General features: G+C 66.4%; 17 protein-coding genes. 8 read left to right on the top strand and 9 right to left on the bottom strand.

All coding sequences use genetic code 11. The features are described 5' to 3' along the window. Positions 1–20 precede the first annotated feature (20 nt). The 6 genes from queC to KBZ12_RS10535 all read left to right on the top strand — a co-directional run bounded on the left by queC (position 21) and on the right by KBZ12_RS10535 (position 5,158). Positions 21–722 (top strand): 7-cyano-7-deazaguanine synthase QueC, encoded by a 702-nt coding sequence (gene queC, locus KBZ12_RS10560; RefSeq protein WP_254957944.1) that lies wholly within the window; start codon positions 21–23, stop codon positions 720–722. Next, complete coding sequence (locus tag KBZ12_RS10555; protein WP_254957918.1) at positions 719–2,029, top strand: anthranilate synthase component I family protein; 1,311 nt, start codon at positions 719–721, stop codon at positions 2,027–2,029. Before queC ends, KBZ12_RS10555 begins: the two co-directional genes overlap by 4 nt. Then, positions 2,026–2,898, top strand: a complete 873-nt coding sequence (locus tag KBZ12_RS10550) for an aminotransferase class IV (protein WP_254957917.1) — start codon at positions 2,026–2,028, stop codon at positions 2,896–2,898. The genes KBZ12_RS10555 and KBZ12_RS10550 overlap by 4 nt, the downstream gene beginning before the upstream one ends. Positions 2,899–2,924: 26 nt before the next feature. Then, entirely contained in the window at positions 2,925–3,425 is a 501-nt protein-coding gene (locus tag KBZ12_RS10545) for a hypothetical protein (RefSeq protein WP_254957916.1), read from the top strand. A 166-nt stretch (positions 3,426–3,591) separates the two neighbouring features. Next, positions 3,592–4,797, top strand: a complete 1,206-nt coding sequence (fmdA, locus tag KBZ12_RS10540; RefSeq protein ID WP_254957915.1) for a formamidase — start codon at positions 3,592–3,594, stop codon at positions 4,795–4,797. Positions 4,798–4,885: 88 nt separating this feature from the next. After that, positions 4,886–5,158: an FmdB family zinc ribbon protein gene (locus KBZ12_RS10535; protein WP_216906351.1), complete on the top strand. Its 273-nt coding sequence runs from the start codon at positions 4,886–4,888 to the stop codon at positions 5,156–5,158. Between the two features lie 86 nt (positions 5,159–5,244). On the opposite strand, the gene urtE is transcribed toward KBZ12_RS10535, so the two are convergent. From urtE to ureG, 6 genes are all read right to left on the bottom strand, one after another. After that, positions 5,245–5,970 (bottom strand): urea ABC transporter ATP-binding subunit UrtE, encoded by a 726-nt coding sequence (gene urtE, locus KBZ12_RS10530; RefSeq protein WP_254957914.1) that lies wholly within the window; start codon positions 5,968–5,970, stop codon positions 5,245–5,247. A 29-nt stretch (positions 5,971–5,999) separates the two neighbouring features. Then, positions 6,000–6,746, bottom strand: coding sequence for an urea ABC transporter ATP-binding protein UrtD (gene urtD, locus KBZ12_RS10525; RefSeq protein ID WP_254957913.1), 747 nt, complete (start codon positions 6,744–6,746; stop codon positions 6,000–6,002). A 69-nt stretch (positions 6,747–6,815) separates the two neighbouring features. Further along, positions 6,816–7,922, bottom strand: coding sequence for an urea ABC transporter permease subunit UrtC (urtC, locus tag KBZ12_RS10520; RefSeq protein ID WP_254957912.1), 1,107 nt, complete (start codon positions 7,920–7,922; stop codon positions 6,816–6,818). Positions 7,923–7,982: 60 nt separating this feature from the next. Then, complete coding sequence (locus KBZ12_RS10515; RefSeq protein ID WP_254957911.1) at positions 7,983–9,140, bottom strand: urea ABC transporter permease subunit UrtB; 1,158 nt, start codon at positions 9,138–9,140, stop codon at positions 7,983–7,985. Between the two features lie 139 nt (positions 9,141–9,279). Continuing rightward, a complete protein-coding gene (urtA, locus tag KBZ12_RS10510; RefSeq protein ID WP_254957910.1) occupies positions 9,280–10,575 on the bottom strand; it encodes an urea ABC transporter substrate-binding protein in 1,296 nt (431 codons plus the stop codon). 213 nt (positions 10,576–10,788) lie between these two features. Beyond that, on the bottom strand, positions 10,789–11,403 hold the full coding sequence (gene ureG / locus KBZ12_RS10505; RefSeq protein WP_254957909.1) for an urease accessory protein UreG: 615 nt from the start codon (positions 11,401–11,403) through the stop codon (positions 10,789–10,791). 14 nt (positions 11,404–11,417) lie between these two features. Here ureG and KBZ12_RS10500 point away from each other — a divergent pair, with 14 nt between their 5' ends. Next, positions 11,418–12,074, top strand: a complete 657-nt coding sequence (locus KBZ12_RS10500; protein ID WP_254957908.1) for a hypothetical protein — start codon at positions 11,418–11,420, stop codon at positions 12,072–12,074. A 2-nt stretch (positions 12,075–12,076) separates the two neighbouring features. Beyond that, positions 12,077–12,946, top strand: coding sequence for an MlaD family protein (locus KBZ12_RS10495; protein ID WP_254957906.1), 870 nt, complete (start codon positions 12,077–12,079; stop codon positions 12,944–12,946). 24 nt (positions 12,947–12,970) lie between these two features. On the opposite strand, the gene KBZ12_RS10490 is transcribed toward KBZ12_RS10495, so the two are convergent. Genes KBZ12_RS10490 through ureE form a run of 3 tightly spaced genes read right to left on the bottom strand, consistent with a single transcriptional unit; the run spans position 12,971 to position 15,206 of the window. Beyond that, the gene (locus tag KBZ12_RS10490; RefSeq protein ID WP_254957905.1) at positions 12,971–13,984 is read right to left on the bottom strand and encodes an ABC transporter substrate-binding protein; all 1,014 of its coding nucleotides are present in this window, start codon (positions 13,982–13,984) and stop codon (positions 12,971–12,973) included. Continuing rightward, positions 13,984–14,667 carry an urease accessory protein UreF gene (locus KBZ12_RS10485; protein ID WP_254957904.1) on the bottom strand — a complete coding sequence of 228 codons (684 nt, stop codon included), beginning with the start codon at positions 14,665–14,667 and terminating at the stop codon, positions 13,984–13,986. The genes KBZ12_RS10490 and KBZ12_RS10485 overlap by 1 nt, the downstream gene beginning before the upstream one ends. Next, the gene (gene ureE, locus KBZ12_RS10480; RefSeq protein WP_254957902.1) at positions 14,664–15,206 is read right to left on the bottom strand and encodes an urease accessory protein UreE; all 543 of its coding nucleotides are present in this window, start codon (positions 15,204–15,206) and stop codon (positions 14,664–14,666) included. Before ureE ends, KBZ12_RS10485 begins: the two co-directional genes overlap by 4 nt.

Here is a 15,206-nt window from a genome sequence, read left to right as displayed (position 1 = left end):
CGCCCCCCCCCGCCACGCCGCTGGCCATCGCCCTGCTCTCGGGCGGGCTGGATTCGGCCACCGCCGCCGCCCTGGCGATCGAGGCGGGCCACCGGGTGATCGGCCTGTCCTTTGATTACGGCCAGCGCCACCGGCGCGAGCTGGCCGCCGCCGCCACCGTGGCCGGAGCCCTGGCGCTGGAGGAGCACCACGTGATCGCCGTGAACCTGGCGGCCTGGGGTGGCTCGGCCCTCACCGATCCGGCCATCCCCGTCCCGGACGAAGGGGTGCGCGAGGGGGTGATTCCCACCACCTACGTGCCCGGACGCAACACGGTCTTCATCGCCCTGGGACTGAGCCTGGCCGAAGCCCGCGGGGCCGGCAGCCTGGTGCTGGGGGTCAACGCGGTGGACTACTCCGGCTACCCCGATTGCCGCCCCGACTACCTGGCCGCCTTCCAGAGCCTGGCCGACCTGGCCACCAAGGCGGGGCGGGAGGGGCATGGCGCCCGCCTCTGGGCCCCCCTGGTGGCCTGGGACAAGGCCACCATCGTGCGCGAGGCCCTGCGGCTGGGGGTGCCGATCGCGGAGACCTGGAGCTGCTACAGCGGCGAGGATCTCCCCTGCGGCCGCTGCGACAGCTGCCGCATCCGTGATGCCGCCCTGGTCGCCGCCGGCCGGGCCGATCTGGCCAGCGCCGCGATCCGCGCCGGAGCTGCCCTCCGCGCCGGAGCCGACGGTTGAAGCGCGAGCCGCTCCCCTGGCTGGAGCCCCGGTCCCTGGCCCGGGTCCTGGCGGACCGTTTCGGCCAGGACGGCCTGGTGCTGCTCGATGGCGACGGCAGCCCCCTCGGCCGCCGCGGCGTGCTCGGGGTGGAGCCGCTGGCCACGGTGGACAGCCGGGGCCTGCCGGGCACCCCAGGCGCGGAGGATCCCTTCGCCGTCCTGGCGGACCTGGAGCGCCAGGGGGGGCCGTGGCTGGGCTGGCTCGGCTACGAGGCCGGGGCCTGGGTGGAGCCCGGCGAGCACTGGCAGGGCTCCGACATGGCCACCCTGTGGGCGGCCCGCCACGATCCCCTGATCCACTTCGATCGGGGCGAGCAGCGGCTCTGGCTCGAGGGCCATGACCCCGCCCGGATGGCGGCCATGGTCCGGCTGCTGCGGGACCCGGGTACGGCCGCGGCAGTGGCCGCAGAGGTGGCCGCCGATGGGCCCGGCATCGCCCGGGATGCCTGGAAGTGGCACACCCCCCCGGATACCTACGCCGCCCAGGTGGGGATCCTGCGGGAGTGGATCGCCGCCGGTGATCTGTTCCAGGCCAACCTCACCGCCTGCTGCGAGAGCCTGCGGCCGGAGCCGCCCGACCCGCTGGCGCTGTACCGCCGCCTCGTGGGCCACGGACCGGCCCCGTTCGCGGGCCTGGCGATCGCCGGCGAGGAGGCGGTGATCTCCGCCTCGCCCGAGCGTTTCCTGCGCCTGCACCCCGATGGGCGGGTGGAGACGCGGCCGATCAAGGGCACCCGGCCACGCCACGGCGACCCCGACGCCGATGCCGCCAGTGCCGCCGCCCTGATCTGCGACCCCAAGGACCGGGCCGAGAACGTGATGATCGTCGACCTGCTGCGCAACGACCTGGGCCGGGTCTGCGTGCCGGGGTCGGTGCATGTGCCCCAGCTGCTGGGGCTGGAGAGCTACGCCCACGTGCACCACCTCACCTCGGTGGTGATGGGCCAGCTCGCCGACGGCCGTGGCCTGGTGGACCTGCTGCGCGCCTGCTGGCCGGGGGGCTCGATCACGGGTGCCCCCAAGGTGCGCGCCTGCCGGCGCCTCAACCAGCTCGAGCCGGTGCCGCGGGGGCCCTACTGCGGCTCCCTGTTCCACCTCGGGGCCGATGGTGGTTTCGACAGCAGCATCCTCATCCGCACCCTGCTGCAGAGGGGCCGCCGCCTGCGCCTGCACGCCGGTGGCGGCATCGTCGCCGACTCCGACCCGGCGGGGGAGGCCCGGGAGATGGGCTGGAAGATCGAACCCCTGCTGGAGGCCCTGGCATGAGCGGCGGCGACCCCACTGGTCCAGGCCCCACGGCCATCGCCTGGATCGATGCGCCAGCGCCGGAAGGAACCTGGGGCGACCCGGACCACCTCAGCCTGCCCCTGAGCGACCGGGGCCTGCTGCTGGCCGATGGCTTGTTCGAGACGGTGCTGGTCCAGGCGGGGCGCCCCCGGCTGCTGGCGGAGCACCTGGAGCGCTGGCAGGCCTCGGCCGCCAGCCTGGGGATGGACCCCCCCCCCGGCGCCGATCGGGTGCTGCCGCTGCTGGCGGAGGCCGTGGCCCGCAGCGGCCTCCGCGGCGATGGCGCCCTGCGGCTCAACTGGAGCCGGGGGAGCGGCGGCGGCCGGGGCCTGGCCCTGCCGGCGCCGGGCGAACCCCAGGGGCGGCCGCGCTTCTGGTTGCAGCTGAGCCCCTGGACGCGACCCAGCGCGCCGGTGGCGGTGATCGTCAGCCGCCTGGAGCGCCGTAACCCCGACAGCCTGGTGGGCCGCTGCAAGACCTTCGCCTATGCCGGCGCCATCCAGGCCCTGCGGGAGGCCCGGGCCGCCGGCGCCGACGATGCCCTGCTGCTGGGAGGTGGCGGCGACCTCTGCTGCGGCACCAGCGCCAACCTGCTCGTGCGCCTCAAGGGCGCGTGGATCACGCCGCCCCTGGCCAGCGGCTGCCTGCCGGGGGTGATGCGGGGCCGAGGGCTGGCCCGGGGGCTGGTGCGGGAGGGCCGCCTCGGCGTCGCGGACCTGCTGGCCAGCGAGGGGGCCCTGCTGATCAACAGCCTGGGGCACCGGCCGATCCACCGCTGCGGGGACAGTGATCTGCCCCTGCCGAGCGGGGCTGAGGGCCTGTGGGAGCGGCTGCTGGCGTCGGCTTAGGTTGGCCCCAGAATCGCTCCAACACCTTGTCCGACGCTGTGGGGGGCCTGGGGTCCCGGAAGCCTCTGGCAGCAGGTCTGCTGGTCTGCCTGGGGCTGGCCGTGGCCGGTTGCGGCGCCACCTCCAGGGAGGTGGCCAACCAGAAGGCCAAGCCGGGTGATCTGCTGGTGGAGGCCGACGGCAGCCGGGTGGAGCTCGTCAGAGCCTTCACGCCGGGCGTTGCCAATGGCCTTCACAAGGGTGTCGTGAAGATCACAACAGAGGCTGGAGATGCCAAGGGGCAGATGTACGAAGTCACGGCTATCTGCAGCGTCAAAGGAGAACCGAATTGGCCCACCTATGACAACATCTTCGGCGATCCGATCAGCGATCTCAACGCCAAGAGAGCATTCCCAGTCAAGGATCGCTGGCAGTTCCTGTTCCATTTTGACGGTCGGACGGAAAAGACCGGACGTCTTGAACCCAGTGGCTGGGTCTCACGACTGAAGGACAATCTGTGCCGAAAGGGCGATTTCGACGACACCTGATCCTTCCCCCGATCGGGGCGGTGGCTGCGCCAGCATCAGCGTGATAATGATTCCTGTTTCAATCTGATGTAGTGAACGTCAAGGTGCCAGCATCCTGTAGCAATAGACACTTTCGAGCCGCAGATCATCCTTTTGGATGGTGAGGAAACTGCGCCTCGGTCTCTCGATGCCAAAAACCCTCTTCTCCGTCGATCTCACCAAGCCGATGGATCAGCAGGACATGCCCGGGCATAACCGCTGGCATCCCGAGATTCCGGCCGTGGCCTCGGTGAATCCTGGTGATGTGTTCCGGATCGAATGCAAGGACTGGACCGATGGCCAGATCAAGAACAACGACGACCCCAAAGACATCGAAGATGTCAATCTGGAGGTTGTTCACGTCCTGAGTGGACCGATCTGGGTCAATGGGGCCCAGCCCGGCGACATCCTGGTGGTCGACATTCTTGATGTCGGCGCCCTGCAAGGCGATGAATGGGGATTCACGGGCATCTTCGCCAAGGAGAACGGCGGTGGCTTCCTCACCGATCACTACCCCAAGGCCGCCAAAGCCATCTGGGATCTGGAGGGCATCTACACCTCCTCCCGCCACATTCCCGGTGTGCGTTTCGCCGGCATCACCCACCCGGGCCTGATCGGCTGCGCCCCTTCCCAGGAGCTGCTGAATGAGTGGAACCGTCGCGAGACGGAACTGGTGAAGACCGCCCCCGACCGCCGCACCTATGGCGCCGGCCTCTCCGGCAGCGAGCCGGTGCTGGCGGCCCTGCCCAACCCCAACAGCGCCATCCTCGGCACCCTCCCATCCAGCGAGTTCGCGCGGGTGGCCAACGAAGCCGCCCGCACCGTTCCGCCCCGGGAGCATGGCGGCAACTGTGACATCAAGAACCTCACCAAGGGCACGCGGATCTACTTCCCCGTCTATGTCGAAGGCGCCAAGCTCTCGATGGGTGACATCCACTTCTCCCAGGGGGATGGGGAGATCTCCTTCTGCGGTGCCATCGAGATGTCCGGTTACCTCGATCTCCATGTGGAGATCATCAAAGGTGGCATGGCGAAGTATGGGATGGTCAACCCCATGTTCAAGACCAGCCCGGTGGAACCCCACTACTCCGACTACCTGGTGTTCGAAGGCATCTCCGTCGATGAATTCGAAGGCAAGCAGTACTACATGGACGTGCACATTGCCTACCGGCGTGCCTGTCTCAATGCCATTGAGTACCTCAAGAAGTTCGGCTACACCGGTGAGCAGGCCTACCTGCTGCTGAGCTGTGCGCCGGTGGAAGGCAGGATCAGCGGCATCGTTGACATCCCCAACGCCTGTTGCACCCTGGCTATCCCCACCTCGATCTTCGATCAGGACATTCTTCCCTGCTGACCAGCCAAGGGAAACGGGGGGGCCTGAGTGTCAGGCCCCTTTTCTTTTGTATTGCCGTTCTGCGTTTGTTTCTCTCACCGTTTGCACCATGCCTGTCTACGAATACAGCTGCAGCAATGGCTGCGACAACTATGAAGTCTGGCGCAGCATTGATGAGCGCCAGAAAGAAACCAACTGCCCGACCTGCACGGCGGAAGGCGTCCGCGTGTTCACCCCTGTGATGTCGCTCAGCGGTCCGCTCAGGCTGAAGCAGGAACAGTCCGGCCCGCGGCTGGTGCGTAAGGAAACCAAGGAGCCGGCTGGTAAGCAGCGTCTCAAAGAGAGCGGCACCCGTCCTTGGATGCTGAATCGCGGCTGTTGAGACCAGAGGGCCGCAGGTGATGCTGGTAAAGAAAACTATCCCAGTCCGCATCACCTTTGGCTAGCGGACTGGGAGAAAAGAGTGCCTCAGACCGTGAGGAATTCCTTGATCACGTCATCGGAAAGCTGATCGGTCTGGCCGCTGGAGACGATGCCGCCGCGCTGCATGGCGTAGTAGTAATCGGACTGGCGCACGAAGTGCAGGTGCTGCTCCACCAGCAACACGCTGATGCCGGTTTCTTTCATGATGCGCTGCACCGCATGCTCAATGTCCAGGATGATTGAGGGCTGAATGCCTTCGGTGGGTTCATCCAGGAGCAGCAGCTTGGGCTTGCCAAGCAGGGCGCGGGCGATGGCCAGCTGTTGTTGCTGACCGCCACTAAGGTCGCCGCCTTTGCGCTTGAGGAACTTTTCGAGGATCGGGAACAGATCGAAGATCAGCGGATCGATGTGGCGGTTCTTTTCCAGGCCCCCGGGCAGGGCCTCCATGCCGAGCAGCAGATTTTCCTTGACCGTCACCTGGGGAATGATGTCCCTGCCCTGGGATACGTAGCCGATCCCGGCCCGGGCCCGCTTGTAGGGCGGTTGGGTGGTGAGCTGGCCATCCTGGTAATTGATGGTCCCCGATCGCTGCTGCAACAGGCCGATGACCGTCTTGAGGAAGGTGGTCTTGCCGACGCCGTTACGGCCGATCAGGCAAACCATCTTGCCTTCATGGATGGTCAGGTCAACGTTGCGGAGAATGTGGCTTTCTCCGAAATAGACATTCAGGTCGGAGACCTGGAGCAGGGGTTGGGCGCTGGTGGGGGACATGGGGTCGGTGGGTGATGGTCGGGAAGCGATTACTGTTCGGGCGGCCCCAGGTAGACCTCGATCACCCGCGGGTCGGCTTTGACCTTCTCCAGAGGCCCTTGGGTCAGCACCTGTCCCTGGTGCAACACGGTGACGTCAAACCCCAGGTCGCGGATGAACTCCATGTCGTGCTCAATCACCACGACGGTGTGGTCGCCGGCCAGGGACTTGATCAGCTCGGCGGTGCGCAGGGTTTCCTCGTCTGTGAGGCCGGCGACGGGTTCATCCAGCAGCAGCACTTCGGGGGCCTGGGCCACGAGGGAGGCGATCGCCAACCACTGCTTTTGCCCGTGGGAGAGCGAGCCAGCCTTGACGGTGGCAAACGGCGTGAGGCCGACGTAATTCATGATCCGATGCACCTCATCCTTCGAGGATTGGGGCAGGCCGGAGCCCAGCAGGCTCAAGGCGTTTTTCTCGGGCGAGGCGGACAGCTCCAGGTTGCGCAGCACCGTGAGATTCTCAAACACCCGCGGGGTCTGAAACTTGCGGCCGATGCCATTACGGGAGATCTGCTGCTCGGACACACCGAGCAGTGACTTGCCTTTGAAGGACACCGTCCCCTTCGTGGGCCTCACCTTGCCTGTGATCACATCCAGAAAGGTGGTCTTGCCAGCACCGTTGGGGCCGATGATGGACTTCAACTCACCCTTGTAGAGCTTCAGGCTGAGGTCGGTGAGGGCATAGAAGCCATCGAAACTCACGCTGACGTCATTGAGCTCGAGTAGAGGTTCTGACATGGACATCGGAAGGGTGCGAGATCAAATAAGCGGTCACAGCAGACAAGCCAGGACGGGTCCCCTGGAGGACTAATCCACGGGAATGGCCTCCTTATCGATCTGGGGGTAGGTCTTGGCCTTCTTGGCGATGCCGAAGGCTGCCAGAAAGGTGCGGAAGCCGCCTTTGGTGATCCAGCCGTAGATGCCGTCGGGCATCAGAACCACCACGAAGATGAACAGGGCCCCCTGCACGAACAACCACGCCTCCGGCAGGGCTTCGCTCACCAGGCTGCGCAGGTAGTTCACCACGGTGGCGCCGATGATCGGACCCACCAGGGTTCCCCGACCACCCACGGCCACCCAGATCACCATTTCGATCGAGAAGGAGATCGACATGTACTGGGGCGACACGATGCCGGATTGGACCGTGTAGAGGGCCCCGGAGATGCCGCAGAGGGCCCCAGCCACCAGAAAGACGATCGTCTTGAAGGGGACAGGGTTGAAGCCGGCGAAGCGCAGCCGGCTTTCGTCGTCTCGGATGGCGATCAGGGCATCACCGAAGCGACCGCTGGTGAAGTACCGGCAGACGAGGAAGGCCAGGGGCAGAAGCAGCACCGTGAGGCGATAGAACCACACCTGCATGTCGGGGGAACCCACCAACTGGCCAAACAGTTCGCTGGTGCTGGTCTTGAGGCCGTTGGTGCCGTCGAAGAGTTTCTGCTGGCCGTTGAAGAAGTGGAAGAAGACCATCAGAGCCGCCTGGGTGATGATCGAGAAGTACACCCCCTTGATGCGGTTCCGGAAGATCAGCCAGCCCACCAAACCCGCCACCACGGCTGGAATCACCCAGAGGGCGATCAGGGTGAACACCGGTGACCAGAAGGGTTGCCAGAAGAAGGGGAGCTGATCGACGCCGTAGTTCTCGAAGAACTTGGGAATCCCGTTGCCACCCGCCAGGCTCTTGGTGTTGAGCATCAGGTACATGGCCACGGCGTAGCCGCCGAGGGCAAAGAAGATGCCCTGGCCCAGGCTCAACAGACCGGTGTAGCCCCAGATCAGGTCGATCGCCAGAGCCGTGATCGCCAGCGAGAAATAGCGGCCGAACAGATTGAGGCGGAAATCATCCAGTGCTGCCGGCAGGATGAACAGGGCGATCGCCAGGAGAATCCAGGGGACGAGTCGTTGGAAGATTTTCACAGGTAGGGCCTCCTGGTGGGGAGATGGAACGGGAATCTGCAGCGTGTGGGAGTGTTCGGGTCAGGCATCGACCGAGCGACCCTTCTGGGGGAACATGCCGTTGGGGCGGAACTGGAGGAAGACAATGATGAAGATGAACACCAGCACCAGCGACATACTGGTGGTGGCGAAGAACTCGATCACACCCTTCGCCGCCAAGGGCATGTCCGGGAAGATGGTCAGCAGGGTGCCCGAACCGATCACCGACTGGATGATGCCCAGCAGCAGCGAGGCCAGCACGGTGCCCAGCAGATTGCCCACACCCCCGAGGACGATCACCATGAAGCAGGACACGATGTAGGCGGCACCGAGGTTCGGGCCCACCGATCCGAGCAGGGTGATGGCACAACCCGCCACCCCGGCCAGCCCTGATCCGATGCCGAAGGTGATGCTGTCGACACGATCGGTGGGAATGCCGAGGCAGTTGCTCATCTGGCGGTTCTGGGTGACGGCCCGGATGCGCAGACCCCAGACACTCTTGTTGAGGAACCAGTAGGTGGCCAGGAGCAGCAGGGCCGACAGCAGGATGATGAAGATGCGCAGACCCGGCAGCTCAATGGTGCCGATCATTCCCCAGCTTCCCTGCAGCCACTTTGGAGCTGTGACGTCGATGTTGCGGGGGCCGAACCAGGGTTTGGCCAGGGGCCGGATCTGGTCAAACAGGTTGACGGCGATCAGGCCAATGCCGATGGCGATCGCCCAGCCGAGTCCGTTGAGATAGGTGAAGAAAGGCTTATCTGAGAACTTGGCACCGAGTAGCTTTGAGAGAAGGAATCCAACCACAACACCAACAATGATGCCCAGCATCATGGCGGTGGACACACTGCGAATCAGCTGGATGAGAATCAGGCTGACACCCCAGGTGGCGAGCAAGGTTTCCAGTGGTCGTCCATAGAGCTGCCGGATCAATGTTCTCTCTAACAGCACTCCAATGAGCGCCGTCACGATGAAGGCGAGAACCAATGAGATCGGGAAATACAGTTCGAAGATCACACCACCCATGGGCTTGAAGGCCGACTGCACCACGTAGGTGACATAGGCCCCCAGCATCATGAACTCGCCGTGGGCGAGATTGATGACGCCCATCAACCCGAAAACGATCGCCAAGCCCGTGGCTGCAAGCAGCAGCACGGATCCGATGCTCAGGCCATCGAGGATCTGAGAAAAGAAAAGTTCCAACGGAATGATTGTTGAAAGTTAGATCCAGCGGTGCGAAGGCATCGCTGGATCGGGTCGAACGTGGTGGTGTGCTGAGCCGGAAAGTGGTGGCTCCCGAAGGAACCACCTGTCTTTTATGGAGTCACGGACTGGGCCGTGATCACATCCTGAACTTGCCGGCGTCAGGACGGTCCTGGGTCCAGTCGCAGGTGTAGCCCTTGGTCTCAGGAACGAACTGGTTCCAGGGCAGCGGCGAGATGGCCTTGACGCTGTCGTAGAGGATCTTGAACTGGCCGGTGGCCTCCGCCTCGCCGATGAGCACCCGCTCGGAGGTGTGGTGGTTGGGGAACATCTTGATTTCGCCCTGGGGTGCGGCGAAGGTGATCCCGATCATGTCGGTGCGGACCTTGTCGAGATCTTCGAAGGTTCCCGCCTTCTCGACGGCGTTCTTCCACAGGTACACCATGTTGTAAGCGGATTCCGCCGGGTCACCCGTGACCCGGTCGGCGCCGTACATGGCCTGGAAGTCGGCGGTGAACTTCTTGGAGGCCGGGGTGTCCAGGCTCATGAAGAAGTTCCAGGCGGCGTAGGTGCCGGTGGTGTACTCAGGACCGATCTGGCGAATCTCCTCTTCCGCGATGGAGAAGGACATGATCGGGTACTTGGCCGGGTCGATACCCGAAGCCTTGAACTGCTTGAAGAGGGCGACGTTGGAGTCACCGTTCAAGGTGTTGATGATGATCCCGCCATCGGGGAAGGCTTTCTTGATCTTGGCGATGATCGGAGCCACCTCGGTGTTGCCGAGGGGGATGTAGTCCTCGCCGACCGTTTCGCCACCCAGAGCCTTCATCTGCTCCTTGATGATCGTGTTGGCCGTACGTGGGTACACGTAATCAGAGCCAACCAGGTAAACCTTCTTGCCGAGCTTTCCGGAGAACTTGTCCATCAGCCACTGGACCGCAGGCTCGGCCTGCTGGTTCGGAACGGCGCCGGTGTAGAAGATGTTCCTGGAGCACTCCTGACCCTCGTACTGGATCGGGTAGAAGAGCATGTGGTTCTTCGACTCGAAGACCGGCAGCATCGCCTTGCGGCTGGCCGAGGTCCAGCCGCCGAAGACGACAGCGACCTTGTCGGAGTCGATCAGCTTCTGGGCTTTCTCGGCGAAGGTGGGCCAGTCGGAGGCGCCATCTTCGGAAACGGCGACGATCTTGTAAGACTTGCCGCCAACTTTGACGCCGCCGGCGTCATTGATTTCCTTGATCGCCATTTCCTCGACTTCTTTCAAAGTCGTTTCGGAAATGGCCATGGTGCCGCTGAGTGAATGAAGGATGCCAACCTTCACTTCACCGTCGAAATTACCGCCTGATCCTGACTCGCCACCACAGGAGACGAGGGTGACGCTCACAGCAGTTACGGCGAGAGCAGCTGTCAGTCGCCTTGAAAGATGCAGAGACATTGAAGCCTGTTCAAGATGAATTGTAGTCGCCGTAACCGACGGCAAAAGGAAAGGTAAGGAAGGACGTGGTTAGTCCCGGTATCCAATGAGACAGAAAGCGACCGAGGGCTTGCCGGAGTGAGGATTTGCACGCGACTGTTCTGTCGATATGTTGCATTACCTACGGTTTCGCTCGTGAACAGCTGAAAGGCGAATATCAGTCAGCCCCACGGTTCAGGCGGTGGCGGGCTCCGGCAGCTGGCGCAGCAGGAAACTCTCGACCCGATCCAGGCCTTCACCGCTGCGCAGATTCGTGAAGCACCAGGGGCGCCCACCGCGCATGCGTTCGGTGTCGGCTTCCATCACCGTGAGGCTGGCCCCCACCATCGGCGCCAGGTCGATCTTGTTGATCACCAGCAGATCGGAGCGGGTGATGCCCGGCCCGCCCTTGCGGGGGATCTTGTCGCCGGCGGCCACGTCGATCACGTAGATGCAGAGATCCACCAGCTCCGGGCTGAAGCTGGCCGCCAGGTTGTCGCCACCGCTTTCCACCAGCACCAGATCCAGGTCCGGGAAGGCCTCCTCCAGCTCCTGAACCGCGGCCCGGTTGATCGAGCAGTCCTCACGGATGGCGGTGTGGGGGCAGCCACCGGTCTCGACCCCGCGGATCCGCTCGGGGGCCAGGGACCCGGCTCTGGTGAGGAACTGGGCATCCTCCTGTGTGTAGATGTCGTTGGTGACCACCGCCAGTTGCAACCGTTCCCGCAGGCGGCGGCAGAGCGCATCGACGAGGGCCGTTTTGCCAGAGCCCACCGGGCCCGCCACCCCGACCCTCAATTTGCTGCCCATCGCCCGATTTCAGGATGGGTGCCATCCTGACGCCAGCGCCGATGGCTGCGGTGAGCGATGAACCGATCCCCAGGTTGATCCGCCGCTTCGAGCGTCTGGATGGCCGGCTGGTCGCGACCGTCTCCGGGACGGGGGTGGTGGTCTGCCTCGGCTTCATCGAGTTGCTGCGCAGTCCCCTGCAGCAACTCTCCAGAGTCACGATCGAACTGCTCGCGGTGCGCGCCCTGCTGTTCTTGGGGCCGCTGCTGGTCAGCCTGCTGCTGTTGTTGCGGGATGGCCCGCTGCTGCTGGGTGAACGCCGTTCCCCCGGCTCCTGGGGGCCCGAGCTGCTGGCCAGTGGTCTGCTCAGCGTTGTGCTGCTGCTCTATTACATGGCGGCTGTGATCATCACCGCCAGCCTCACCCTCAACCAGGGCGACCTGGTGGCGGAGGTGGGCTTCCTGATCGGCCAGCTCGAGCCGGCCCGCTTTGCCGCCGCCCTGGCCAGGGCGGCCCTGTATGGCGCGATCACCGCCGCCATCTGTCTGCAGCAGGCCCGGCGCTCCTCCTCCGGCGCCATGGCGATGGCCTCCCGCATGTCCCGATCGTTCCTGCTGGGCCTCGGGTTGCTGGTCTGTCTCGACCTGCTCTGGACGATCGCGGTCGATCCCCTGCGGATCGGAGGGAGTTGAGCGTGACACCCACCGCATCGCCGCGTCGCCCCGGCCCCCAGAGCCTGGTCTTCCTGGCGGGGGGCGTGGGGCTGCTGGGGCTGTTCGTGGTGGGGATCGCCCGCGCCGGCAACTGGCTCACCCCCAGCGTGCGCCTGCAGTTCCGCACCCTGGATGCCGCCGGCTTGCAGACGGGCATGGCGGTGCGGATCTCGGGGTTCGCCGTTGGCCAGGTGCGCCGGATCCTGCTCCAACCCGACGCCCAGGTGCTGGTGGAACTGGAGCTGCGGGACCCCTACCGCTCCATGGTGGGCCGCCGCAGCCGGGCGGAGCTGGCCCAGACCGGACTCCTGGGGGACAGCTACATCGCCATTACTCCCGATCCGGCGGCGGTGGGCCAACCGCCGATCGGGGATGGCGAGACGCTCGTGTTCACCAGCCGTCCCGATCTCGACGACCTGCTCGCCGAGGTGGCCAGCAGTCGCATCCCCCTGCAGCGGGCCGTCAGCAGTGGCCTCAGCCTGGCCGAGACCCGCCTGCCCCGCAGCCTCGACCAGCTGGACCGTACCCTGACCGCCAGCCGTCGCCTGGCGACCCGCCTGGAGAGCGACGCCCAGCGCAGCAGCAGTGAGCTGAACCGCACCCTGGCGGCCACCCGCCAACTGGCGCAGCGCCTGGAGGGCCGCGCCGACGGCACCGCCGCCGACCTCTCGGCCCTGATCCGGCGGCTGGAGAGCACCGAAACCCAGACACGGCCGCTGCTGCTCCAGACCTTGCGGGAGCTGACCACCATGGCCGCCACCACCAACCGCCTGGTGACGACCCTCAACGAGAGCTGGCTGTTCGAGCTGATCGACCGGCCCGGGGCGCACCTGAAGGACCGCAGGCCCTGATCGCCCGGCCGGCCGCGGGACGGCTCAGCCCACCAATCGGTCGGCCTGGCGCAGCAGCTCGGGTGGGAACGTCACCCCGATGGCCCGGGCCGTGCGGCGATTCAGCAGCACGAGCTTGCGGGTCACCGGCTCGAAGAGCAGGTCGGCGGGTGAGCGGCCCCGCAGCACCTTGACCGCCAGATCCCCGGCCAGGGCCCCATCGGCCTCCGGATCCCAGCCCACCACCGCCAGGCACCCCGGTGTGTTGATGTCGGAGGGATCGACGGAATAGAGCGGCAGGCGAAGGCGCAGGCCCGCCGCCGCCAGGGCGGGAAAGCCCACGCTGGTGGCGTAATCGCCCACCCGCACCAGGGCTCCCACCCGGTGGGAGGCCAGCGCGTCGGCGGCCCGGGCCACCTCCCCCGGCCCGGCCACTGGCTCGATCACGACCGTGAGGGAGCGCTGGGTCGCCTCCCGGCGCAGCAGCTCCGCCTCGAAGCTGGCATTGGCCTCGGAGGGGTTGAAGACGAGCCCGACGCTGGACAGGGCGGGGGTGATCCGGCGGGCCAGGTTAAGCTGTTCGGCGAGGGGACTGGTGCTCACCGTGCCCACCACGTTGGGCCGGTGGTTGGTGTGGCTGGTGCCGGCCCCGGCTCCCCAGGGGTTGGAGCAGTAGGCGAACACCACCGGCACCCGGGCGGGGGCGACGGCCAGGATCGCCGCCAGGGGCGGGGTGCCGATGGCCACCAGCATGTCGACCCCGGTCTCCAGCAGCTCGATCACCTGGGCACGGCTGGTGGCCATGCTCCCCTCGGCGAAGCGCTCCTGCAGGGTGAGAGTGGCTGGCGGCCGGAAGCCGCCCCTGGCCAGGGCCAGCAGGAACCCGCGGCGGGCGGCATCGGGGGCCGCACCCTGGACGTACTGGAGCAGGCCGAGGCGGCGCGGGCCCGGAGGGCGGGAGCGGGGGGTGCATCCGGCGGCCAGAAGGGCCCCGCCGGCGGCGGCGCCGCCCAGCAGGCGCATGGCTTGGCGCCGGCTGGTCTTGCCCGCGATGGCCATCAGCTGCGGAACAACCGCGAGTAGAGCTCAGCATGGCCCAGCTGGGCCAGGCCCGCCCCCACCCCCCCGTTCCAGAGAGCCTCGGGATTGGCCGCCACCAGCTCCGCCGCCCGGACGGCGATGCTGGGCGCCAGGGCCAGCTGCAGCCGCTGGGCTTCGGTGGGGCCCAGGGGCACGAGCCGCACGGCGGCACTGAGCTGGGTGGCGATCCAGCCGTAGAGGTAGGCCTCCACCACCTCCTGGGGGGGGATCTCCAGGGCCAGCCCAGCCCAGGCCCAGGCGGCCGGCCAGGCCAGCCGCGGGGGCTGGTCTCCGGGCAGGGGCAGGCCCAGATCCGCCAGCAGCTGCAGCAGGGAGCGGCCCATCTGGCGCTGCTGGGCCCGCACCTCGGCGGCCTCCCGCTGGGCCAGCAGCCAGCCGTCCAGGTCCAGCACCTCCTGCCAGGCGTGCCCTCCCGGTGCCTCACGCCAACGGGCCAGGGCGCCCATCAGCCGGCCCAGGCTGGCCGCCTCGATCGTCAGGGCCCCGCGGTCCAGCTCCGCCTCCAGCCAGTGATGCACGCTGGCGGCATCCGGCAGCTGGCCCGCCTGCACCAGCACCTCCAGGCCCTCGGAATAGCTGAAGGCCCCCACCGGCAGGGCGGGACTGACCAGCTGGAACAGCCGCAGCCGGGCGATGCTCATGGCTGGGAATGGCCATGGGCGTGCTGGTGGGCGTGGCCGGACGGTTCGTAGGCCCCGGGTTCGGGCAGAAAGGGCCCCGTCAACCGCTCCACGGTCAGACCCCGATGCCGCAGCAGATCCTCGAGCACGCTGTCGACGCCCAGGCGCAGCTCGTCACGGCGCAGTTCGATGGCCACATGGCGGTTGCCCAGGTGATAGGCCGCCTGCAGCAGGGCCAGGGGATCGGCGGCCCGCACCACCATCAGGGGCTCATCGGCGGCCTCCACCACCACCACGGGTCCACCGGCCTCCGCGGCCAGCCGGTCGCCGGGCTCCAGGGCCGCACCGCGGGGCAGCTGCAACAGGAGGTCCCGTCCACAGGCGCTGCGGCGATGGCCCCGCAGGCTCGTGCGCTCGTCGGCCTGGAGCAGCAACTGCAACGGCGGATCGGCCGCCGCCGGCTCCGGTCCCGGGGCCTCCCCGTGCCGCAGGTGCCGCACCAGCACCAGGGGAGTGGGGGCATCGGAAACCGTGGCATCGGCAAGAGTGGGGGAAGGCAT

The sequence above is a fragment of the Cyanobium sp. Cruz CV13-4-11 genome, from assembly GCF_024346055.1.
Taxonomy (GTDB): domain Bacteria; phylum Cyanobacteriota; class Cyanobacteriia; order PCC-6307; family Cyanobiaceae; genus Cyanobium.
Note: the sequence above shows the minus strand (reverse complement) of the source record. Positions and strands in the feature narration are given on the sequence as shown.

What these genes read in the sequence shown, in the direction of transcription:
- urtD (WP_254957913.1), bottom strand. Translation starts at nt 6,746, where the DNA reads ATGTCAGAACCTCTACTCGAGCTCAATGACGTCAGCGTGAGTTTCGAT.
- KBZ12_RS10550 (WP_254957917.1), top strand. Translation starts at nt 2,026, where the DNA reads ATGAGCGGCGGCGACCCCACTGGTCCAGGCCCCACGGCCATCGCCTGG.
- KBZ12_RS10535 (WP_216906351.1), top strand. Translation starts at nt 4,886, where the DNA reads ATGCCTGTCTACGAATACAGCTGCAGCAATGGCTGCGACAACTATGAA.
- ureG (WP_254957909.1), bottom strand. Translation starts at nt 11,403, where the DNA reads ATGGGCAGCAAATTGAGGGTCGGGGTGGCGGGCCCGGTGGGCTCTGGC.
- urtE (WP_254957914.1), bottom strand. Translation starts at nt 5,970, where the DNA reads ATGTCCCCCACCAGCGCCCAACCCCTGCTCCAGGTCTCCGACCTGAAT.
- KBZ12_RS10485 (WP_254957904.1), bottom strand. Translation starts at nt 14,667, where the DNA reads ATGAGCATCGCCCGGCTGCGGCTGTTCCAGCTGGTCAGTCCCGCCCTG.
- fmdA (WP_254957915.1), top strand. Translation starts at nt 3,592, where the DNA reads ATGCCAAAAACCCTCTTCTCCGTCGATCTCACCAAGCCGATGGATCAG.
- ureE (WP_254957902.1), bottom strand. Translation starts at nt 15,206, where the DNA reads ATGCCTTCCCCCACTCTTGCCGATGCCACGGTTTCCGATGCCCCCACT.
- urtA (WP_254957910.1), bottom strand. Translation starts at nt 10,575, where the DNA reads ATGTCTCTGCATCTTTCAAGGCGACTGACAGCTGCTCTCGCCGTAACT.
- KBZ12_RS10500 (WP_254957908.1), top strand. Translation starts at nt 11,418, where the DNA reads ATGGGTGCCATCCTGACGCCAGCGCCGATGGCTGCGGTGAGCGATGAA.
- KBZ12_RS10490 (WP_254957905.1), bottom strand. Translation starts at nt 13,984, where the DNA reads ATGGCCATCGCGGGCAAGACCAGCCGGCGCCAAGCCATGCGCCTGCTG.